Source organism: Providencia sp. PROV269 (assembly GCF_028477785.1).
Taxonomy (GTDB): domain Bacteria; phylum Pseudomonadota; class Gammaproteobacteria; order Enterobacterales; family Enterobacteriaceae; genus Providencia; species Providencia rettgeri.
In genome coordinates, this window is the sequence record NZ_JAMPLV010000020.1 from 45,240 (window position 1) to 67,169 (window position 21,930).

General features: G+C 41.7%; 18 protein-coding genes. 6 read left to right on the forward strand and 12 right to left on the reverse strand.

Features of this window, described 5'->3' with window-relative positions; all coding sequences use genetic code 11:
* Window positions 1-41: 41 nt before the first annotated feature.
* Window positions 42-1,454: a replicative DNA helicase gene (dnaB, locus tag PR683_RS18875; protein ID WP_004260904.1), complete on the reverse strand. Its 1,413-nt coding sequence runs from the start codon at window positions 1,452-1,454 to the stop codon at window positions 42-44.
* A 211-nt stretch (window positions 1,455-1,665) separates the two neighbouring features.
* Here dnaB and PR683_RS18880 point away from each other — a divergent pair, with 211 nt between their 5' ends.
* Window positions 1,666-2,649 carry a quinone oxidoreductase gene (locus PR683_RS18880; protein ID WP_198642000.1) on the forward strand — a complete coding sequence of 328 codons (984 nt, stop codon included), beginning with the start codon at window positions 1,666-1,668 and terminating at the stop codon, window positions 2,647-2,649.
* A 218-nt stretch (window positions 2,650-2,867) separates the two neighbouring features.
* On the opposite strand, the gene dusA is transcribed toward PR683_RS18880, so the two are convergent.
* The 7 genes from dusA to PR683_RS18915 all read right to left on the reverse strand — a co-directional run bounded on the left by dusA (window position 2,868) and on the right by PR683_RS18915 (window position 10,380).
* Window positions 2,868-3,869 carry a tRNA dihydrouridine(20/20a) synthase DusA gene (gene dusA, locus PR683_RS18885; RefSeq protein WP_272520356.1) on the reverse strand — a complete coding sequence of 334 codons (1,002 nt, stop codon included), beginning with the start codon at window positions 3,867-3,869 and terminating at the stop codon, window positions 2,868-2,870.
* Between the two features lie 212 nt (window positions 3,870-4,081).
* Window positions 4,082-4,708, reverse strand: coding sequence for an isochorismate family cysteine hydrolase YcaC (ycaC, locus tag PR683_RS18890; protein ID WP_004914979.1), 627 nt, complete (start codon window positions 4,706-4,708; stop codon window positions 4,082-4,084).
* A gap of 137 nt (window positions 4,709-4,845) precedes the next feature.
* Window positions 4,846-5,055, reverse strand: coding sequence for a YdgH/BhsA/McbA-like domain containing protein (locus tag PR683_RS18895; protein ID WP_117163027.1), 210 nt, complete (start codon window positions 5,053-5,055; stop codon window positions 4,846-4,848).
* Window positions 5,056-5,417: 362 nt separating this feature from the next.
* Window positions 5,418-5,891 (reverse strand): DUF6882 domain-containing protein, encoded by a 474-nt coding sequence (locus PR683_RS18900; RefSeq protein WP_004914988.1) that lies wholly within the window; start codon window positions 5,889-5,891, stop codon window positions 5,418-5,420.
* A gap of 3 nt (window positions 5,892-5,894) precedes the next feature.
* Window positions 5,895-6,830 carry a uridine-preferring nucleoside hydrolase UriH gene (gene uriH / locus PR683_RS18905; RefSeq protein WP_272581939.1) on the reverse strand — a complete coding sequence of 312 codons (936 nt, stop codon included), beginning with the start codon at window positions 6,828-6,830 and terminating at the stop codon, window positions 5,895-5,897.
* 98 nt (window positions 6,831-6,928) lie between these two features.
* On the reverse strand, window positions 6,929-9,088 hold the full coding sequence (locus PR683_RS18910; RefSeq protein WP_272581940.1) for an ornithine decarboxylase: 2,160 nt from the start codon (window positions 9,086-9,088) through the stop codon (window positions 6,929-6,931).
* Window positions 9,089-9,360: 272 nt separating this feature from the next.
* On the reverse strand, window positions 9,361-10,380 hold the full coding sequence (locus PR683_RS18915; RefSeq protein WP_004914997.1) for a mechanosensitive ion channel family protein: 1,020 nt from the start codon (window positions 10,378-10,380) through the stop codon (window positions 9,361-9,363).
* A 143-nt stretch (window positions 10,381-10,523) separates the two neighbouring features.
* On the opposite strand from PR683_RS18915, the gene PR683_RS18920 reads away from it, so the two are divergent.
* Window positions 10,524-10,931, forward strand: a complete 408-nt coding sequence (locus PR683_RS18920; protein ID WP_004915000.1) for a DUF2750 domain-containing protein — start codon at window positions 10,524-10,526, stop codon at window positions 10,929-10,931.
* A gap of 35 nt (window positions 10,932-10,966) precedes the next feature.
* On the opposite strand, the gene PR683_RS18925 is transcribed toward PR683_RS18920, so the two are convergent.
* From PR683_RS18925 to rbsK, 3 genes are all read right to left on the reverse strand, one after another.
* Window positions 10,967-11,983: an aldose 1-epimerase family protein gene (locus tag PR683_RS18925; protein ID WP_164528349.1), complete on the reverse strand. Its 1,017-nt coding sequence runs from the start codon at window positions 11,981-11,983 to the stop codon at window positions 10,967-10,969.
* Between the two features lie 64 nt (window positions 11,984-12,047).
* On the reverse strand, window positions 12,048-13,355 hold the full coding sequence (gene fucP, locus PR683_RS18930; protein WP_004915008.1) for an L-fucose:H+ symporter permease: 1,308 nt from the start codon (window positions 13,353-13,355) through the stop codon (window positions 12,048-12,050).
* Window positions 13,356-13,463: 108 nt separating this feature from the next.
* On the reverse strand, window positions 13,464-14,393 hold the full coding sequence (gene rbsK / locus PR683_RS18935) for a ribokinase (protein ID WP_004915011.1): 930 nt from the start codon (window positions 14,391-14,393) through the stop codon (window positions 13,464-13,466).
* A gap of 168 nt (window positions 14,394-14,561) precedes the next feature.
* Between rbsK and deoC the strand changes: the two genes are divergently transcribed.
* Entirely contained in the window at window positions 14,562-15,230 is a 669-nt protein-coding gene (deoC, locus tag PR683_RS18940; RefSeq protein ID WP_210782053.1) for a deoxyribose-phosphate aldolase, read from the forward strand.
* A gap of 55 nt (window positions 15,231-15,285) precedes the next feature.
* On the forward strand, window positions 15,286-16,065 hold the full coding sequence (gene deoR / locus PR683_RS18945) for a DNA-binding transcriptional repressor DeoR (RefSeq protein WP_004915016.1): 780 nt from the start codon (window positions 15,286-15,288) through the stop codon (window positions 16,063-16,065).
* A gap of 42 nt (window positions 16,066-16,107) precedes the next feature.
* Here the strand turns inward: deoR and rnz are convergent, their stop codons facing one another.
* Window positions 16,108-17,022: a ribonuclease Z gene (gene rnz / locus PR683_RS18950; protein ID WP_196724026.1), complete on the reverse strand. Its 915-nt coding sequence runs from the start codon at window positions 17,020-17,022 to the stop codon at window positions 16,108-16,110.
* Between the two features lie 235 nt (window positions 17,023-17,257).
* Between rnz and PR683_RS18955 the strand changes: the two genes are divergently transcribed.
* Both PR683_RS18955 and PR683_RS18960 read left to right on the forward strand, forming a co-directional pair.
* Window positions 17,258-19,540 carry an inverse autotransporter beta domain-containing protein gene (locus tag PR683_RS18955; RefSeq protein WP_196719091.1) on the forward strand — a complete coding sequence of 761 codons (2,283 nt, stop codon included), beginning with the start codon at window positions 17,258-17,260 and terminating at the stop codon, window positions 19,538-19,540.
* Between the two features lie 194 nt (window positions 19,541-19,734).
* Window positions 19,735-21,903: an inverse autotransporter beta domain-containing protein gene (locus tag PR683_RS18960; RefSeq protein WP_240105832.1), complete on the forward strand. Its 2,169-nt coding sequence runs from the start codon at window positions 19,735-19,737 to the stop codon at window positions 21,901-21,903.
* The last annotated feature ends 27 nt before the right edge of the window (window positions 21,904-21,930 follow it).

Consider the following 21,930-nt stretch of genomic DNA (forward strand, 5'->3'; position numbering starts at 1 on the left):
AGTGCAGCCAACACCGCGACCGTGTAAAATATGACGAGTATTTAGTCTTCGTCGTTATACGCAGGCCCCGCGTAATTATCAAACCGCGACCACTGCCCATTAAACGTCAACCGTACTGTACCAATCGGCCCGTTACGTTGCTTACCGAGAATGATTTCCGCAACGCCTTTGAGTTCGCTGTTATCGTGATAAACTTCATCACGATAGATAAACATGATTAAGTCCGCATCCTGCTCGATAGACCCTGATTCACGTAAATCCGAGTTAACAGGGCGCTTATCGGCACGTTGCTCAAGACTACGGTTTAACTGCGACAGAGCCACCACAGGTACATTTAATTCTTTCGCTAGCGCCTTAAGTGAACGTGAAATTTCGGCAATTTCTAACGTACGGTTGTCAGAAAGAGCAGGAACTCGCATCAATTGGAGGTAGTCAATCATGATCAAACTTAAACCACCATGTTCACGATAAATACGCCTCGCACGTGAACGAACCTCTGTGGGAGTCAGGCCCGAAGAGTCATCGATGTACATATTGCGCTTTTCCATCAAAATACCCATCGTGCTTGAAATTCGCGCCCAATCCTCATCATCAAGTTGCCCAGTACGAATACGGGTTTGGTCAACACGGGATAATGATGCCAACATACGCATCATAATTTGGTTTCCTGGCATCTCTAAACTGAAGATTAAAACAGGTTTTTCTTCCGTCATCGCCGCGTTTTCGCACAAGTTCATTGCAAAAGTGGTTTTCCCCATCGATGGACGCGCGGCCACAATAATTAAATCAGAACCTTGTAAACCTGCGGTTTTTTTATCGAGGTCTTGGTAACCTGTTGAAACCCCAGTAACGCCGTCGTGCGGTTGTTGGTAAAGTTGCTCAATTTTTTCAACAGTTTCAGACAAAATGGCTTCAATACCTTTTGGCCCTTCGTCTTTATTCGCTCTTGACTCGGCGATTTGGAATACTTTGGTTTCGGCTAAATCGAGGAGATCTTCACTGCTTCGCCCTTGTGGATCATAACCTGCATCTGCAATTTCATTAGCGACTGAAATCATATCGCGAACAATCGCACGTTCGCGGACGATGTCTGCATAAGCATTAATATTCGCCGCACTTGGCGTATTTTTAGATAGCTCAGCCAAATAAGCAAAACCACCGACGCTATCCAACTCACCCTGCTGTTCTAGTGATTCCGATAACGTTATAAGGTCAATGGGTTTGCCTTGCTCAAGCAAAAATTGCATTTGTGAGAAAATGGTGCGATGGGGTCGGCTAAAGAAATCAGCGTGAGTCACACGTTCAGAAACGGTATCCCAGCGCTCGTTATCTAACATTAACCCCCCTAAAACAGACTGCTCCGCTTCGAGAGAATGTGGTGGAAGTTTTAACCCTTCCATTTGGTGGTCTCGTGGGGCATCCGTTTTGAAATTTGATGAGGGTTTTTTAGCCATACATTAATATCCAAGTCTATAATTAACGATCTGCGCTTAGTATACGCCAATCTTATTTTTTTGTGGTTTTCTTTGCGTCTTTACGCAAAGTAATCACAGGATAAATACATCACTGAAAGCACAAACCTGTAATTCTTCTGATTGAAACATGGCGTTATGATAAAACGATTGTTATTGTAATTAAAATGAATAGTCCTTATTGGAGATTGTCATGGCAAAACGTATTGAGTTCGCGCAACATGGCGGCGCTGACGTACTTAACTTAGTAGATTATTCCCCAGCAAATCCAGCAGATAACGAAATTCAAATTGAAAACCGGGCTATCGGGATTAACTTTATCGATACCTACGTTCGCAGCGGTTTATATCCTGTTGCTCAACTCCCTTGTGGTCTAGGTACAGAAGCTGCGGGTGTTGTTGTGAAAACAGGTGCTCATGTTACAGGTTTCAAACCGGGTGACCGTGTCGTTTATGCGCAAGGTCCTCTGGGCGCTTATAGCGAAGTCCATAACGTGCCTGAGAGTGCGGTTGCCCATCTCCCTGATGGCATCACCTTTGAACAAGCTGCTGCTAGCTCATTAAAAGGCATGACGGTTTATTACTTATTCCATCAAACCTATCAATTAAAACGCGATGAAGTCTTTCTATTCCATGCGGCAGCCGGTGGCGTTGGCTTAATTGCTTGCCAATGGGCAAACGCCCTGGGCGCTAAGATGATAGGTACTGTGGGTTCTGCAGATAAAGCATTAAGAGCAAAAGAGGCAGGAGCATGGGAAGTCATCAACTACCAGACCGAAGATATCGCAGCTCGCGTTAAAGAAATCACTCATGGCGAAAAAGTGAATGTTGTTTATGACTCTGTGGGTCAATCTACATGGCTTGCTTCTTTAGACTCACTCAAACGTCGCGGATTAATGGTGAGTTTTGGTAATGCATCAGGCCCTGTCACCGGTGTAAATTTAGGGATTTTAAACCAAAAAGGCGGGTTATACGTGACGCGCCCATCACTGGGTGTCTATGTGACTAACCGTGCTGAGCTAGACCAAGCTAGTAATGCCTTGTTTGATATGATTTTAAGCGGAAAAGTGAATGTAGATGTGCCGCAATCACAAATTTTTGCCCTAAAAGATGCGCAAAAAGCCCATATCACCATCGAATCGAGAAAAACCCAAGGCTCAAGTTTATTAATTCCGTAATCAGCCGCCCAACATACAAAAAGCGCCCATTGGCGCTTGAGGTTGTTGACAAAGCGGGATAAAAGCGTGGTTTTTCCCGCTTTGTGTTATCAGCCGAAAATCAATAGATTGATTTTCCTAATTTATATTCAAAACCTATTAGACTTGCTGCCAAACATATTATGTTTGTCGGCAGTCTGAAGCGCCAATGGGCGCTTTTTCTTTCTTTCCACGATGAACTATTCACCGCGAGTGACAAACTCCAGAGCTTGCTCAACAACGGCTAAGTCAGCGCCTTTTTTATGTGCATTTTCACTTAAATGACGACGCCATTGGCGTGCACCGGGGATACCTTGAAAAATTCCTAACATATGGCGAGTCATATGACCTAAATAAGCCCCTTTTGTTAATTCGCTTTCTATATAGGGGTACATCGCCCTAACCGCATCAACACCATTGGTGATAGGAAAGTGCTCACCAAACAATTGGTTATCAACTGCAGTTAAAATTGACGGATTTTGATAGGCTTCACGCCCCACCATCACACCATCTAAATATTGAAGGTGTTGTTTGGCTTCTTCTAAGGTTTTAATACCGCCATTAATGGCCATTGTCAGATGCGGAAAATCACGTTTTAGTTGGTAAACCCGCGGATAATCTAATGGTGGAATTTCGCGGTTTTCTTTTGGACTAAGGCCTGATAACCATGCTTTACGCGCATGGATAATAAACATTTCGCAACCGCCTTTATCAGAAACGGTTTCAATAAAATCACATAGAAACGCGTAACTGTCTTGCTCATCAATTCCAATACGCGTTTTTACGGTTACCGGGATAGAAACCACGTCTTGCATGGCTTTCACGCAATCGGCTACCAATTGGGCATCGCCCATTAAACAAGCGCCAAAACGCCCATTTTGTACGCGATCTGATGGGCATCCCACATTTAAGTTAATTTCATCATAACCACGCTCTTGAGCCAGCTTCGCACATTGCGCTAATGCCGCAGGATCGCTGCCACCAAGTTGTAATGCGATTGGATGCTCTTCTTCACTAAAAGCAAGGTAATCCCCTTTTCCGTAAATAATCGCTCCCGTTGTGACCATTTCGGTATACAACAGGGTATTTTTGCTTAATAGGCGATGGAAATAACGGCAATGGCGATCTGTCCAATCGAGCATAGGGGCAACGGAAAATCGGTTTAGGTTGGTATAGCCTTGTTTTGAGGTATTTTGATGCATGGTGGTCTTGTGTATTAAAATCAAATGGATAGCTCCAAAAGCAAGGAGCCAAGCAAAAACAATAGGCTATTATAACATAGAGCGAACTAAGTGCGATGATGACGAAAACGAGTGGCTGGACTTGGTTAATTTAACGAAATAACCCCCGATATGAGCAATGTCATATCGAGGATTTATAAACCTATTATGTCATTTTAATACTCAGTCACGCACTATTTTTTCGCAGAAAGCAGTGCATAGCTAGTCATTAAGTTACGGTAATCAGGGATATGGTTTGAGAACAACGTTCCTAAACCTTCCACATCATTACGCCAATCACGGTGTAATTCACAAGCAGCACCAAACCAGCTCATCAGTTGAGCCCCTGCTTTTGACATTCTATCCCATGCGGCATCACGTGTTATTGGGTTAAATGTACCTGAGGCATCAGTAATAACAAAAACTTCATAGCCTTCTTCCAGTGCAGATAGTGCAGGAAATGCCACACACACTTCTGTCACAACACCGGCAATGATTAGCTGTTTTTTACCTGTGGCTTTAACCGCTTTGACGAACTCTTCGTTATCCCACGCGTTGATTTGACCTGGACGGGCAATGTAAGGCGCATCTGGAAAGGTTTCTTTTAATTCAGGAACTAATGGGCCATTAGGACCATCTTCAAAAGATGTCGTCAAAATAGTTGGTAAGTTAAAATACTTTGCCAGATCGGCTAGCGCTAACACGCTATTTTTGAATTTGTCCGGATCTTGGTCACGAACTAGCGATAACAAACCCGTTTGATGGTCAACAAGTAATACAGCTGCATTATCTTTATCTAGTCGGTTATATTTGAAACTCATATCAACGACTCCTCAATGATTAGAAAAGTACTCTATGTGGGTTCAGATAAAACAAAAGTGGTATTTAATCTGCTTATCGCGCCTAAAACACCACTTTTTATCAAAAATATTTCAACAAGATGAATTCATACAATTCGTTATTTAGTTTCTGCGCTCATTGTGACAAAATTCCCCATACGAGCGCTGGTAATTGTATAGCTGTCTGCACCGGCTGCTTTAGCTTTAGCTGCAATTTTTGCTTCTGTTGAAGCCAGCGTATCACCTGTTGCAGTGATTGTTACTGCTGATGCACCAAATGCAACGAAAGATAATACAGAAGCTGCCATCAAAGTTTTTAACATGTTCATAGTCTAATTCCTTCACTTAGTATTCGATGAGACAACCCTTGTTGTCTGCGATGAAGGTATCTTACGGGTAATGACATTTAGGTTAAAGCTAATAATATCGCTCATCTTATTCAGTTAAATTGAATAAGATAAAAAGAAGAGAAATAAGAAAGAGATTCATTGATGGCTAAGTGGCTAAATACATCGATCCAACCATCGATGCTTAGTTAGCTATTTATTAATTCAATCATTTGCTCAGCCAATTCTAGAGTTGCAGCTGATAGCAAGTTCTATATAGAAAAAGAAACTGAGCATAACGGACAGGCTAATGGAATAACGGTGCTAAAATGCCTTATCGACCAGAGATAAGGCACCGATACAACCTAAATTTGTTGAAGAGAAACCTCGCCAAATGTCATAAAGATTAAAGTATGCCCTGCAATTCCACGGTATACCCCTTGTTGGCTATTGAGTTCGCAGGCTAATGCCGTTAATTGCCATGCGTCATATTCTTCAATTTGGCTAATACGGGCGGTTAATAATGTGTTGTCTTTCCGCTCGCCATAAGCTTTCACCGCGATTGCATCTTGCGTTAAAGCGTTGTCGATAGAACTGTTTGCCCAACTCCACATCCAACTACCTTGGCTTTGGTCATATGTACCAACAATTTGCACCGGCGCTGTTGCCATAAGATTATCAGGTGCATGAAATATAATGGTTCCTTCGTCTTGGTTTACTGACCAATCTGCTTCATCTAATTTCCATGTATCACAATGAAATTGGTTTTTGGCCTGTAACGCATTCATGCTACGTTCAATTAATGCCTCATAAGGCATTTGTTCTATTTCATTATCCATTGATTACCCAATATTTTTTAATGCCTTGATAATTAACTGCCAGAATTTATAATGGTCTAATTTAACGGCAACTTGAGTATGGCAATTTTCAGGAGCCGGATGGCGGAAATCAGCCACTGTCATGCCTAACGTGTGCGTTCCGGTCAGTTCAATATTCACTGGGACTTTTTGTGTGGTCATTACGCTAGGGTCAATAACATAAGCAACCGCACAAGGGTCATGTACTGGCGGCGCATCGAAGCCTTGGGCCTGCTTGTACATTTTCCCAAAGAAATCCAGTAGTTCGACGACAAACTGCGAACAATCACTGCCAATCGCAGCAATTTCATTCACTACATCAGGAGTTGCTAACGCTTGATGGGTAAGGTCTAAGCCCACCATGGTTAACGGCCATTTCTCATTGAAAACAATATGAGCCGCTTCTGGGTCAATTTTGATATTAAATTCAGCTACCGCACTCCAATTCCCAACATGATAGCCCCCACCCATCAGCACCACTTCTTTAACTCGCTCGACAATGCGCGGTTCAAGACGAGCAGCAAGCGCAATATTGGTTAATGCGCCAGTAGGCACTAAAGTTACTGTTTTAGGCGGGTGAGACATAATGGTTTCGATAATCAGTGAAACGGCATGTCGCTCATCAAGCTGCAATGTTGGTGTCGGTAGTACAGGCCCATCAAGCCCTGAATCCCCATGAATGTCAGGCGCAACTTCAATTTCCCGAACTAAAGGACGTACCGAGCCAGCAGCAAAGGGAATACCCGTAATTTTCGCCATTTCAGCGATAGCCAGTGCATTATGAGTCACTTTTTCGAGGGTTTGATTGCCGGCAACGGTTGTTACCGCCAATAATTCAATGTCAGGGTTACCGTAAGCCAGTAATAACGCGATAGCGTCATCATGGCCGGGATCACAATCGAGGATTATTTTTTTGCTCATACCTTACCTTATTAAAATTGGAGTCAGAAATGGCACTGACCCCAATTTAACGAGCTAGCAAGGTAAAATCTATGCTTAATATCTGAATATTCAGAAATTTATTTTAAAACATGCGCATAGACTCGTTTTTTCTCACCTTCATTTTTTGAAATATAAACACCTTGTAACTCCGGCGCAAAACCCGGTAATGCATTAATACCAGTTTCTAGTGCCTTGAAATAGCGCAGTACTGGCCCTGACCATACTTCCCCAGGCACAACGCACAATACGCCTGGAGGGTACGGTAATGCCCCTTCAACAGCAATACGGCCTTCTAATTCATCCAATGGCAATAATTCACAGTTACCACGAATAAATTCTAAATGTGCCTGCTGAGGTGCCATTTTCACTTCAGGGAAGTGAGCTTTACGGAACATCTCTTTTTGCAGCTGTTTAATATTGTCATTAACGCTGAGCTGGTGCATTTCTTGGCATAAACGGCGTAATGTATAACCTTGATAATGATCTTGATAACGCAGATAAACAGAAGGCAATACATCCTCTAATAACGCATCTTCATCCAATAACTGTTCGAAGCGGACTAAATGAGATACTAGCAGTTCCAGTTTTTCATGTGTTTCTGCTGGGGTTAATAAAAACAGAATTGAATTTAAGTCACATTTTTCAGGGATCACACCATGTTCACGTAAAAAGTGAGCCAGAATCGTTGCAGGAACACCGAAAGATTCATATTCTCCACTTTCAACATCAATCCCCGGTGTCGTTAACATCAGTTTACAAGGGTCAACAAAGTACTGATCCTGCTCATAACCCTCAAATGCATGCCAGCGTTCTTGCGGTATGAAGTTAAAGAAACGTTGCTCAGCGGCGATCTGCTCTGTTGGGTATTCGTGCCATAACTTGCCATCGACAATTTCAGGGACAAAAGGCTTAAAATAGCGGCAGTGCTGAAATATCGATTTTCTTACCTCAATCCCCACTTTCACACAGTCCATCCACATCATTTTGCCTGCATCACCTTGGTGAATACGTGCATTGACATCCAAAGAAGCAAATAGAGGATAAAATGGGCTGGTAGAGGCGTGCATCATAAAAGCATTATTGAGTTTTTTGTGTGAAACAAAACGCTCTTGCCCCTTGATATGATTATCTTTTTTATGGATTTGTGACGCTTGAGAAAAACCAGCCAGTTGTTTATGAACAGACTGAGTGACCATGATCCCGGGGTCGTTCTCATTTAATTCAAGTAGCAATGGCGAGCACTGGCGCATCATGGGAATAAATTGCTCATACCCCACCCATGCGGAATCAAATAAAATGTAATCACATAAATGACCTATTTTATCAACGACTTGCCTTGCGTTATACACCGTACCGTCATAAGTTCCAAGTTGGATCACCGCTAAGCGAAATGGCCGTTTGGCTTGCGCTTTTTCTGGCATCACTTCTTGGATAAGTCCACGTAAATAACTTTCGCCAAAGCAGTGCGCATCAATACCACCAATAAAACCAAAAGGATTACGCGCGGTTTCGAGGTAGACCGGTGTTGCCCCCGCCTGTATCTGCGCCCCATGGTGGTTTGATTTATGATTATTACGATCGAACAAAACTAAATCACCCGGTGTTAACAACGCGTTTAACACTACTTTATTGGATGATGAAGTGCCATTTAATACAAAATAAGTTTTGTCCGCATTAAACACTTTCGCGGCAAATTTTTGCGCCTCTTTCGCTGCGCCTTCGTGAATCAATAAGTCGCCCATTGCGACATCAGCATTACATAAATCGGTACGGAACAGGTTTTCACCATAAAATTGATAAAATTGCTCCCCTGTCGGGTGACGACGGAAAAATTGGCCGCCTTGGTGCCCTGGGCAGGCAAAAGTGACATTATGACCCGCAGCATAATCCATCATTCGAGCAAAAAATGGCGGTAATAACTGCTCAAGATATTGATTCGCAGCATCGAGTAATTGACGACTATTTTCTTCACGAGCAGCGGGGGCGGGTGCTAATAGCGCCGTCAAATAAGGCGGTAAATTTTCATCGGTTGGCAGCTGTTTATCACTGATGATAAACAGCGGAATACTCAGCTGGCTCTCAACGACTCTTTCCCACAGCCCTTGGTTGGCATCTTGTTCAGATAACACGACAGCGGCAATATTGTTTAACTGTGCATCGCGAATATCTATCCACTGAAATTGATTAGTGAAATAGATTGCGACCCCCTGGCTACATGCCACATTGATTTTGTTCATAGCAGTCTGGCTCTTAGTTAGCTGAGGAAAAGAGGCGGACAATATACTTGATAGATCAGGGAATTGAAATGATTAGCATGGTCGGAAAAAATAACCAGATTTAGAAAGTCGAATATATTTTATAAGCCACTGGTTAATAGCATAAAAATTCTATCTCATCACAACCCACGCCCCCATACTTCAGGCCATCATAAAGATAATAAAAAGATAAATTAACCAATTAACCCGATGATCACCACCAATTAATCGGTCAATTTATCCGTAATGGGACGTTAGTTGTTTTTTTCCACATACAAAGTCTGTGATGGGAATGCAAAGTCCGCATCGTGGCGTTTAACTATCTCAATGATCTTCAAATACACCGCTTGCTGCGCCGCTAACCATTCAGCCCAAACTGTTGTTTTGGTAAAGCAATACACCATAATATTTAACGAAGAGTCGGCAAAAGCATCGAAATAAACTAATAAGGTTTGACTGGTATCGATATTCGCATCTTGTTGCAACATTGTGCGGATATCGTCGACAATCGCCCCAATTTTGTCTGAATCTTCGTAACGTAAACCAATTTCAGTTTTGATGCGCCGGTTAGTCATGCGCCCTGGGTTTTCCACACTAATAGAAGAAAAAACCGAGTTGGGAATATAGAGTGGACGGTGGTCAAACGTAATAATTTTGGTGATCCGCCAGCCGATTTCAACTACCGTCCCTTCGATATTTCGATCCGGTGAACTGACCCAATCACCAATGTTGAAGGGCCGATCAAAATAGAGCATTAACCCAGAGAAAAAGTTACTCAAGATATCTTTACCGGCCATACCAATAGCAATACCGCCAATCCCACCAAATGCCATCAAACCAGAAAGGCTCATCCCAAAATGTTCACCAAACAGTAGCACCATAATGACAAATATCGCGGTTTTAAATACGCGGGCGACAATACGTGCCGAAGTGGGATCACTGCCTTTTTTAATCTGTGTTTTTTCTAGTCGGTTCGCTAGCTGGAACAGTTTTCGCATTAAAATCAATGCAATCAATGAGATGGTAATAAAATTAACCAGAGAAGTTGAAATAAAGGTTAAATCAAAATCCGTTGCTGCCATGTCTACATATTGGGCAATAACAATCACCACGCCACACAGCACAAGAGTTTGAACCACATGGATCAAAATACTTTTGCGCTTATGTTTATGTTTACGTCGTTTATGTACAATCTCAAAAGCTAAATAGATTGCGAGAAAAACCGCAATTAAAGTCATGCCAATCGCATATTTTTCAAGTAATGCTTCTATCATTTCTAACCGCCCTAAAATTTACCTGATAGATCTTATTTTTATTTGTTTTACTGTGTACTATTTCTCATTATCTTGTTATTAAGATAACAATTATAAAGATAATTTTCCCAATAATTATCAGTTACTTTTTAGATTATCCAATAATGAATAACAACCTATTTTCCCCAAATGAGAAAGAAATAAATAATGTCCATGCGCTTAGGCCATACCAACAGTATAACTACTTTGTCGGTAAAATTGCTGACTGGGAGCAAGTGTGGAGCCTCGGTGATGGGGAAAACCTCGTTACCGCATGGAATGATGAAAAATGTCTTTTTCTGCCCCTATGGCCTGCCAAAGCGTATGTTGAATTGTGTTTAACGGGTGAATGGGCGAATTTTACGCCAATGCTATTTACCCTTGAACACCTGATGACAGAAATTTTGCCTGATATGCATGAAGCAAATATTAAGGTTGCTTTGATGATGCAACCTGATGGAAAAAAAACATTAGTTTATGATGCGGCGGTGCTTCTCGCCGATTTAGCAGAAGAATGCCAACAATACGAGTAAAAGGCAGCAATGTGCTGCCTTTCTGAGGCAAAAAACTACTTTTCAACACCAGTAGTCACAGTAAATTCACGAGTTTGCCCCGCCTCTAACCAAATCAGTGTTTGGTTATTTTTCGCGGCTAAAAAGCCTTCTGGACGACAAGTTGCAGGGAGTACAAATGCGCCAACTTTTTGGTCACCATTGTACAAAATCCAACGAGTTGCATAATTTAGCTGGTTAGATTTAAAACGCGTTACAAACGTATCTCCTGCGGGTGAAATCATCCTAAACTCAGGCGTTGCGGTATATTGGCTAAGATCATCCATAAAAAACACAATTTCAGGGTCACACATTTGTGGCTGATTAAGCTGATTTAATGAGACTTTGCCAGATTTCAACGCTTCATTAAATGCCAGCCATTTTTCAGTTGGCTGTACATGCCCTGGTATTGATTCACGCAATTTAATCGCTTTTTCAGGAATATTTTGTGTTAGCGTTGCATTCTCCACGTAAGCATAATTCATATGGCACATATATTGGAGAGGCATAGGAACCGATGCTAAATTGGTGACTGACATATGAATATCAAATAATGCACTGCCCGCATTTAATTGCACTGACGGTGTCGCACGATAATGGTGACCAAAACCCATCACATACTCATATTCGCCGACAACTTTCAAACTTTCGCCTGTCAGTTCCAGCCAAGCGCTATCCATTGATGCACAAGGCATTTCCCCATGTAATGGGTGAGAATCTTCTGGAGAAGGGCAACCATTGCTGATTAAACCTGAATGGAATGCAAAGCAACCGTAGGTTTCAACTACTGTTGGAACTGATTTTGGCGCTGAAAACATATTTTCCATTTTCAGATTTTGGCCACAAAATTCCGCATCCCAAATCATTTGCCCTAAAAAAGGTAAAATCGTTAAATACCCTTGCTGATTTTCAATTCGTAACCCTTCCACGCCTGTTTGGTAACGAAATGCCGTGGCAGTAAATTGGTCATTTTTTAAAATAAGCGTCGGGTTTTCCGTAAATAAGCTTTTGTGAAGAGGTATCAATGTATTCATTTTCATACTCACGGTTTAATGAGATAAATGGAATTGGGCAGCTTACACTACCCAATTTGAGGAACTATTTCGTGGCTTGTTTCGCTTTAAAGCGGCGTTCACCCACAAAGTAAATACCGACATACACGAAGCACAGCATGGAAACAAGGAATGAAAGTTGTAATGAGTGCAACATGTCTGCGACATAGCCTTGAACCGCAGGGACAACTGCAGCACCGACAATCGCCATCACAATAACCGCCCCGGCCATTTCAGTATGTTCATTATCAACGGTATCCAAAGTGCCTGCATAAATAGTTGCCCAGCAAGGTCCAAACAGAATACTGACCATCACCGCTGCATAGACCGCTGTAAAACTCGGAATAAATGCAACATAAATTAGGAACAGCGCACCAATCACCGAGTAGATAATTAAGACTTTTTCTGCATTAAAGCGGGTCATTAAAATATTGGCAACAAACTTACCAATAAAGAAACAAGCGAAGCTATACACCATGAAATTCGAGGCATCACGTTCGTTAATATCCCCCATTTCTAATGCGAGACGAATAGTAAATGACCATACTGCCACTTGCATTCCGACATATAAAAACTGGGCAATAATTCCTTTTCTAAAGCGACTATTTTTCGCTAAATATTTTAAGGTTTCTAATGCAGTAGGACGCTTATGATCTTGCGTTTCTGCCACTTTACATTTAGGAAACTTAGTAATAAGGAATAAGATCATTACCACAACCAATACCATAATCATGTAACGATAAGGTTCGAGGGTATTTTCCAACATGGCTAAACGGAATTCATGGATTTGCTCCGCATTCATTCCCGCCATTTGGTTTTGTAAGCTATCCCCTTCGGAAAATACCAGATACTTGCCCAGTAAGATCCCGCCTGCGGCACCAATTGGGTAGAAGGTTTGGCTAATATTTAAACGCAATGTGGCGTATTGTTTAGGACCTATCATTGAACTATAGGTATTCGCGGCGGTTTCGAGAAAGCTTAAACCTATCGCAATGGCGAAAATAGCCGCCAAGAACATGGTATAGGTCGCCATATGAGATGCAGGGAAGAACATACTGCAACCCGCGATATACAGGATCAGCCCCACCATAATGGCATATTTATAACTGGTTTTTTTGATCACTAACGACGCCGGAATGGCGATTAAGAAATAACCACCATAGAATGCGCTTTGTACTAAAGCCGAGGCGAAGTTACTGAGTTCAAAGACACTTTTAAACTGTGTGATTAAAATATCATTTAATGCTGCGGCACATCCCCATAATGGGAACAGGCACGATAGTAGGATAAATTGGAATAGAGGTGTCTTACTCAGGTAGCCATCCGGTAACTGAGTGATGTTCTTAATGTTCATAGTAACCCTTATATTTTTATAATTTATACCCGATGAGTGGCTATGTGGCTCTGATGACCACTTAATTATTCAAAGGGTATATAGCTACGTTGGACTATTATTATTTAGCTATTCATTAGCGGTGTTGATTTGCACAAATTCATTAAATTGTTCAACACTTGGATAAGAAGATTGAGTTCCTTTCCCTGTCACACTGAAAGCCGAAAACAGAACGGCTTTTTTCAGTGCTTCTTCAATATTCCCCGTATGGACATAGTAATGCGAGAAGCAGCCGATAAAGGCATCCCCTGCACCACTGGTGTCAATCGCATTCACTTTAATTGCGGGTATATGTAACTCGCTGTCGCGAGTCATCCATAACGCCCCTTTTTCCCCTAATGTTACGATGACGTTTTTTAACCCTTTATCCAATAAAGACTGCGCAGCACGACGAATGTTATCCATCGTGTCGACTGGCATATTGGTTAAAATTTCAAGTTCCGTTTCATTAGGGACAAAGAAATCACATCGGCAGGCAAAATCGAGATCGAGCGTACGTTGTGCAGGGGCTGGGTTCAGTAACACTGGGATCCCATGTTTATTGCCAAATGAAATCGCGTGATAAACCGTTTCAAGCTGGACTTCTAATTGCAGAACGATCAACTTACATTTTTTCAGATCTTCCGCTGCACGATCGATATCTTCAGGTGATAAAAATTTATTCGCCCCTTTGACGATCAAAATACTGTTTGATGAATTTTGATTAACAAAAATAGGTGCGACGCCACTTGAGGTACAAGGCACTTTTTCCACATAACGAGTGTTAATACCGTAAGACTCCAAGTTACGGATCGTATTATCCGCAAAAATGTCATCCCCCACTTTGGTTAACATGATCACTTTTGAATTCAACTTAGCAGCAGCAACCGCTTGGTTCGCACCTTTACCACCGCAACCAATTTTGAAAGCTGGCGCTTCTAAAGTTTCGCCTTCTTTTGGCATTTGATCGATGTAAGTGATCAAATCAACCATGTTTGAACCAATAACTGCTATATCCATAATGTCCCTCGTGTTAAATAAATCACATAATGATATGATAGTAACATTATCATGTTGCAAAAATATCATTTGTGATTAGGATCTCGAATAACGAATGATCAAGTGTTATATCTACCACATTTCCTCATTCTTTGTTGTCTATCCCACATTTATATAGGAAAGTTGAAAATGCAAGACTTAGCAAAATATATTGATCACACTTTACTTGCTGCTAATGCTACTGTTAGTGATATTAAAACATTATGTGCCGAAGCGGCAGAACACCATTTTGCATCGGTGTGCGTAAACACAGGTTATGTTCCTTTAGCCAGCGAGCTTTTAAAAAACAGCGACGTTAAAGTTTGCTGTGTGGTAGGCTTTCCATTAGGCGCTTGCTTAACGGAAGCGAAAGCGTTTGAAGCAGCAGAAGCCGTGCGTCGTGGTGCTGATGAAGTGGATATGGTTATCAACATTGGCATGCTCAAAAGTGGCGACTTAGACTTTGTTCGCAAAGACATTGAAGCGGTATTTGCTGCCTGTGGTAAAGCAACATTAAAAGTTATTTTAGAAAATTGCCTGTTAACTGATGAAGAAATTACTCAAGTTTGTGAAATTTGCCGCACAATTAAAGTCGGTTTTGTGAAAACTTCAACAGGTTTCAGTACAATGGGCGCAACAGAACACCACGTGGCACTGATGCGTAAAGTGATTGGCGATGAAGTCGGTGTAAAAGCCTCCGGTGGTGTGCGTGACCGTGAAACCGCAATTAAAATGATTGAAGCGGGTGCAAACCGTGTCGGTGCAAGTGCAAGCGTTGCCATTGTCACAGGCAATAACACCAAACCAAGTGACTATTAAGTGATGGGGCGCGGTCTAACCGCGCCAATTTTGTGTATTGAAAAAGGATTGTAGGGTGATAGAAACTAAACAAAAAGAACGCCTTCGCCGTTTAAGTGAATGTTTAAAACGCTCAGGACGCATTCATCTTAAAGAAGCTGCTAGAATACTCGAAGTTTCAGAGATGACTATTCGTCGAGACCTGAGCGCAGATACGGAAGGCCCCATCCCCATGTCACTCCTCGGTGGCTACATAGTTTCTGTTACTCAACCTGCTAATTTACTGACCCAAGAAGCACAAGCCGACATTTTCACCCCCGATCAAACGGAAGAATTATATATCCCAAACCTTGCCGCTAGCATGGTGACAGAAGATGATGTGATCTTCTTTGATAATGGCATTGAAATGGCCACCTTGATTTCACTCATCCCAGAAGAAATTAATTTCACCGGTATTTGTTACTCACATAACGTTTTCCTCGCCCTTAGCCAGAAAAAAAATGCCACTGCGCTATTATGTGGCGGGGAATATCGCCCTAAAAGTGATTCTTTTTACAACCCATCACTCCCCTCATTACTTGATTCAATCAACCCGAAAAAAGCCTTTATTTCAGCAGCTGGTGTGCATGGGAATTTTGGCGTAACTTGCTATAATCTCGATGATTTACCCATGAAGAAAAAAGCGATGGAAAAATCTATCCGTAAGATTTTACTCGCCCCTTATAACCTGTTTGATGAAGTCGCGACCGCCAATATGGGGGAATTATCACAATTTGATGTGATAGTCACAAATAGGCAACTTTCTGATGAATATGAGACATATTGTCGTAATGGCTTTGTGAAAGTAATTTACTAAAATCATCAATAGATTAAGCGGACAATATCTTGCCCGCTTACATTAGATCTTCACTGTCAAATAGTCTTCTGCGATTTCGCTCGCGGGGAACACAGCTTGGCATTCCGCGAGTAACTTTGGGATATCCTCACTCGTATAACGACCACTCAAGTGAGTGGCAATAAACCGTTTAACCCCTGCCGCACGAGCTAGCTCAGCCGCCTGTACCGTAGTCGAGTGCCCTCTTTCATTGGCTTTTTGTGCAAACTCCGCTTCTAGGGTCGTTTCATGGATCATCACATCGGCATTTCTCGCAAGTTCCAGCGCTTGCTCTGTCGGTTGCGTATCGCCAAAAATCGCAATAATCTTTCCGGGGATCGGTTCACCGAGGTAATCAGCTCCATTCACTGTTCGTCCATCATCAAGAACTATCGTTTCCCCCGCTTTAAGCGCTTGCATCCAAGGGCCACGAGGAATATTGTCATTAGCTAATTTCACTGCATCTAATGCGCCACGTTTCGGATGTTCTTCAATACGATAGCCATAACACTCAACACGATGGTCAAGGGCATAGGCCGTCACAATCAGTTCTCCATCGTCAAATAATTGGCCAGCTTCGATTTCCACTATCTCCAGTGGATATGTCATATAAGACACGCTCACGGTGAGTACCGTTTCAATAACCTGTTTTAACCCTTTCGGTCCATAAACAATCAATGGGTCTGTTGCTCCCCCCATTGAGCGGCTGCATAACAACCCGGGTAAACCAAAAATATGGTCTCCATGCAAATGAGTAATAAAAATTTTTTCAATTTTTGGTGTTTTAAATGGGCTATTTAAAATGCGATGCTGTGTCCCTTCACCACAATCAAATAACAAGTAGCTTTTACGGATACCGACTAAATTTAATATCATACTGGTGACATTACGCTCTTTTGTCGGCACGCCAGCACTAGTTCCTAGAAATGTTAATTCCATAATACCTCATCTAATCTTTTGTTTTTATTATGGTAAGATTTTTTCCAATTGAAAATTTCTTTATTTTATTCGTCTATTATTCAATATGTTCCAATTATAAATAAAAATCGGCTATTCCTAATTTCTTCCAATATACAAATCCCTTTTCTGTATTAGTCCAATTAATTCCCAAGTGTTTTTTACACCGCATATTCCACAATACTAAAAGTGAATATCTAATCTAGGAATATATTTAATGCTTTGCTCTAAAAAGAAATTTCCGGCCCCTTTGGCCTTATTGGTGGCGACCGGCTCATTAGCTATTATGTCAACATTGCCCAGCGATGCAAAAATGCTAACACCGGATGAACTCCCGCTTTTAGGGAGTCCTATCCCAAAACTAGAAAGTAACGATGGTGAACGTAACTTAGCGCAATACAGTAAAACAGCCGCAACATGGCTTGTAGAACAAAAAAATAGCCATGAAATCTCACAAATGGCACAAAGTTATCTCAGTAATCAAGCAGCTAACGCCGCAATAGAGGAAATTACTCATTGGCTCTCAAAAGCGGGTAATGTGAAAGTCAGCCTGAATTTTGATAAGCAACTATCGCTTAAAAACAGTCATTTTGATTGGCTCATCCCTTGGTATCAACAAGCTAATATGTTGTTATTTACCCAGCACAGTATTCACAATACAGATGGCCGGTTGCAAAGCAATAATGGGATTGGTTTGCGTCATTTCAACGAGCAGAGCACCGTGGGTGTCAATGCATTCTTTGATCATGACCTTTCACATTATCATTCCCGGTTAGGCGTTGGGGCTGAATACTGGCAAGATTACTTAAAACTCAGCGCGAATACCTATTTTCCCGTTTCGTCATGGCGCAGCTCATCTGAGCTAACTCGCGCTTATGATGCGCGTCCTGCTCGTGGGTGGGATGTACAAGCACAAGGATGGCTACCAGATTACCCGCAACTGGGAGGTAGCCTTAAGTTTGAACAGTATGTCGGCCATAATGTGGCTTTAATGGGGAAAAATAAACTTCAAGAAGACCCTGCTGCCGCGACTATCGGTATGAATTGGACCCCTTTCACTCTTGTCACCTTTAGCGCCGATCACAAAATAAGTAGCGGATTACAAGATACCAGTGCCAAAGTGCAATTTAACTGGGTATTTGATAAGAATTTTATTGAGCAAATTGACCCTGCTAAAGTCGGTGAATCACGACGTGTTTCGGGTAACCGCCTTGATTTCGTCAATCGCAATAACAATATTGTTCTTGATTATCAAAAGAAAACTGAAATTCAATTGAAGCTCGTGGCAAAAATTCAAGGTAAAGCTGGACAAGAGCTACCGCTCGTACAATCGATGATAACCCCACACCCACTGAAAAAAATTGTCTGGAATGCACCTGAATTACTCGCTGCCGGTGGTGTTATTAGCTCATCGGGTCAAAATGCTACCGTAAAATTACCCACTTATAAAACGGCATCAACACCTTCAGAACGTGAGAAATTGAATCGTTATCGCTTAAGTGGTATTGCCTATGATATTCACGGTAATGCATCACCGACAAGTGAAACACTGATTGATGTGACCAGCACGAATACTGCAACGACTAGCCAAGCACAAATACAAAGTTTGAGAGTCGTTCAAACAGCAGCATTGGCTGATGGTAAAACAGCCAATATGGTTTCAGCCTATATCACTGACTCAAAGGGTAACCCCATATCAGGAGAAACAGTCAATTTTAGTGCGACTCGTGGAAAAATTAGCGCTCAAGGGGTGACAAATCAAAAAGGAATTATTGAGATGCCACTCACCAGTATGACAAGTGGTATCAGTGAGATTACCGCTACCGTAAATGGCAACAGTGAAACCGTTGCTGTCTATTTTATTAGTGGAAGCTTGAAAAAAATTGAGATCTTAAATACTCAATCGACCTATGCAGGTAAAGAGACAGCTATTGTACTCAAGCTAATCGATGAAAATAACAATCCAGTTTCTGGCGCTGATGGGATCATCATGGTCAATATTGGCAATAAACAAGTTCCTGTCGAGATTGAAGAGAGTTCGGTTAATTTAGGTGAGTATAGCGGGTTACTTGCAGGCCAAATGTCCGGGGATTACACCATTAGCGCTTCTTTACATGGAAAAACGTCACCTCAGCATACGTTCACGGTGAATCCACCACTGACAATTAATGCGATTAACTCTGATGGCAGCGGCCCTCATGGCCAACTTGGCGTTATTGATAAAGTCGAAATCACAACAAGTACCACGAATAACGTGAAAATAGGCGATGACGTACTTATCACAGTCACACTCAGCGATGCCTTTGGTAACACACTTGAGGGGATAAACCCTAAAAATATCGACCTTGGTCGCTATAACACTAATATCCTTGGCTGGTATGAAGACAGTGATGGAGATTATTCTACCTACTTAACATTACCGGCCACTGGTAACCTTGACATTATAGCTTCAATCAATGGGCATCCAAGCCAGACAATAACTATTTTAGTCACGCCTTAAACACGTCCTTTAGCGTACTCCCTCCGGCTCGGAGGGAGTCTAAAAAAATAGGATTCATCAAGCAATAAACCTACCATTCCAAAAATGTCCACCGTAAAAATTTCGCTTCCTTTTAAGTCCAATAAATTCACAAGCACATCTTGCTATCAGCCCTGACAATTGTAACGTTAATATTGATATCAGGAATATGTCCGATGAATGCCCCTTCGTCAAAATTGAAACCCAAGCTACCGAACCGTTTGGTACTCTCTACGGCTATGTGCTCAATAGCTATTGTGCCTGTCGCACCAAGTTATGCCCAAATCCCTCATTTGGACGATTTGCCGACACTCGGTAGTCATGCCATTCAATTTGAAGAAAGCCAACCAGAAGATACTACTGAACGTTTTTTAGCAGAATATGGGCAAAATGCCGCAAATTTTGCTGCTACAGAAAAAAACAGCAAAAATTTGGCAGAGATGGCGCAAGACTATGCACGCCATAAAGCCGCAAATATCGCGACTGATGAAATAACACATTGGTTATCGAAAGCAGGTAATGCTAGATTCAATCTTAACCTTGATAAAAAATTATCAATTAAAAATACCCAATTAGATTGGTTAATACCTTGGTATGACCAACCAGATTTATTGCTATTTTCTCAGCACAGCATTCATCGCACTGATGGTCGGTTACAAACCAATACAGGTATTGGATTACGTCATTTCCAGCAAAATAGCATGGTCGGGGTGAATGCTTTTTTTGATCATGATTTATCCCATTACCATTCACGATTAGGGTTTGGTGTAGAATATGCACAAGATTACGCCAGAATGAGTGTGAACAGCTATTTGGGGCTATCGACTTGGCGAAGTGCATCCGAATTAGCTTATGATTATAACGCGCGCCCTGCTAACGGCTGGGATATTCAATTTGAAGGCTGGTTGCCCACTTATTCTAATTTAGGGGCGAGCCTAAAATTGGAGCAATATTATGGCGATGACGTGGCTTTATTTGGTAAAAATGAGCGCCAGAAAGACCCTATGGCGGCGACTGTCGGCATCAATTGGTCTCCATTCCCCCTCCTCGCGCTAAATGCAGAACATAAAATGGGCAGTAGTGGCGCAAATGAAACAAGTGCAAAAATTGCATTCAATTGGTTGTTAGGGAAAAGCTTAGCGCAACATCTTGATGCTTCAGCGATAGAAGCTACCCGCCATATTCCTAGCAACCGCTATGATTTCGTTAATCGTAATAACAATATTGTGTTGGAGTACCAAAAGAAAACCTTAATTTCATTATCATTACCGAAAGTTATTCAAGGAATAACAGGAGAAGAGCTCTCTATTATCCGCAACTTAACCACTAAATACCCTTTAGACAAAGTTGTTATAGAAGCGCCTGAATTGGTTGCAGCAGGAGGAGAAATCCACCTTAATGGCATAGAAAGTTCAGTCAAACTACCGTCATATAAAATTGCCAACGACACCATTAAAAATCAACAACTCAACCTTTACCGTTTAACCGTGACGGCTTATGACACCAACGGAAATGTTTCCCCGCAAGCGGAAACGTTAATTGAAGTGACTAACACAGGCACTCTCACCATCAGCCATGCAAATACCGCCAAAAGAAACAATGCCGTTGCTGATGGTAAAGATGCAAATACATTCGCCGTAGTAATTAAAGATGCTCTTGGCCACCCTGTACCCAATGCGAAAGTAAACTTTATATTACCTGCAGGTCTTAAATCTATTGATCAAAAAAATACAGGATACGATTCCCTACTAAATCACTTTATGTGGAAAGCCCAAGCGGCGAAATCCGTTTCTGAACAGCCGTATAGCATCGTTACCAATAGTAAAGGTGAAGCTTCTATTCAGTTCACCTCTTTTATATCAGGAAGTTATGCAATAAAAGCAAAGACTGAGCATGGTACAGAAATAAATGAGATGTATAACTTTAAACCTGATATTAACCAATCATTTATTGGTAGCATTGATATCATTCAAAACAATGTAATGGCAGACGGGATCAGTAAAAACAAAATTAAACTGCATATTGTGAATAACAGCCGACAAAGCATTGCTGGCGCGCTTGTTCATTTTGAAGCGCCAAATGGCATTATCTCACCAGCTAAGCTGACTGATGAACATGGCAATACGGAATTAGAAGTTAGTAGCTTAGTTGAAGGTTCTATAGATATCATTGCAACCCTAAATGGCGATAGTAGAACAATACAAGTTAACTTTCAAAGGAATGGATCTGCGATAAATATTCAGCCAAGCACAGGAACTCTTTTCAAATCCCCAATAAATGAGCAAAACAGTCCTACACGCACGCCGTTAAGTTTGCTAAGGCAGTTATTTCAAAAAATAGGATAATACTTTCCGTATAAAATAGACTGAATC

What these genes read in the sequence shown, in the direction of transcription:
- PR683_RS18960 (WP_240105832.1), top strand. Translation starts at nt 19,735, where the DNA reads ATGAATGCCCCTTCGTCAAAATTGAAACCCAAGCTACCGAACCGTTTG.
- uriH (WP_272581939.1), bottom strand. Translation starts at nt 6,830, where the DNA reads ATGAGCAAAAAAATAATCCTCGATTGTGATCCCGGCCATGATGACGCT.
- PR683_RS18955 (WP_196719091.1), top strand. Translation starts at nt 17,258, where the DNA reads ATGCTTTGCTCTAAAAAGAAATTTCCGGCCCCTTTGGCCTTATTGGTG.
- dusA (WP_272520356.1), bottom strand. Translation starts at nt 3,869, where the DNA reads ATGCATCAAAATACCTCAAAACAAGGCTATACCAACCTAAACCGATTT.
- PR683_RS18895 (WP_117163027.1), bottom strand. Translation starts at nt 5,055, where the DNA reads ATGAACATGTTAAAAACTTTGATGGCAGCTTCTGTATTATCTTTCGTT.
- rbsK (WP_004915011.1), bottom strand. Translation starts at nt 14,393, where the DNA reads ATGGATATAGCAGTTATTGGTTCAAACATGGTTGATTTGATCACTTAC.
- PR683_RS18880 (WP_198642000.1), top strand. Translation starts at nt 1,666, where the DNA reads ATGGCAAAACGTATTGAGTTCGCGCAACATGGCGGCGCTGACGTACTT.
- PR683_RS18920 (WP_004915000.1), top strand. Translation starts at nt 10,524, where the DNA reads ATGAATAACAACCTATTTTCCCCAAATGAGAAAGAAATAAATAATGTC.
- ycaC (WP_004914979.1), bottom strand. Translation starts at nt 4,708, where the DNA reads ATGAGTTTCAAATATAACCGACTAGATAAAGATAATGCAGCTGTATTA.
- dnaB (WP_004260904.1), bottom strand. Translation starts at nt 1,454, where the DNA reads ATGGCTAAAAAACCCTCATCAAATTTCAAAACGGATGCCCCACGAGAC.
- deoC (WP_210782053.1), top strand. Translation starts at nt 14,562, where the DNA reads ATGCAAGACTTAGCAAAATATATTGATCACACTTTACTTGCTGCTAAT.
- rnz (WP_196724026.1), bottom strand. Translation starts at nt 17,022, where the DNA reads ATGGAATTAACATTTCTAGGAACTAGTGCTGGCGTGCCGACAAAAGAG.
- fucP (WP_004915008.1), bottom strand. Translation starts at nt 13,355, where the DNA reads ATGAACATTAAGAACATCACTCAGTTACCGGATGGCTACCTGAGTAAG.
- PR683_RS18910 (WP_272581940.1), bottom strand. Translation starts at nt 9,088, where the DNA reads ATGAACAAAATCAATGTGGCATGTAGCCAGGGGGTCGCAATCTATTTC.
- PR683_RS18925 (WP_164528349.1), bottom strand. Translation starts at nt 11,983, where the DNA reads ATGAATACATTGATACCTCTTCACAAAAGCTTATTTACGGAAAACCCG.
- PR683_RS18900 (WP_004914988.1), bottom strand. Translation starts at nt 5,891, where the DNA reads ATGGATAATGAAATAGAACAAATGCCTTATGAGGCATTAATTGAACGT.
- PR683_RS18915 (WP_004914997.1), bottom strand. Translation starts at nt 10,380, where the DNA reads ATGATAGAAGCATTACTTGAAAAATATGCGATTGGCATGACTTTAATT.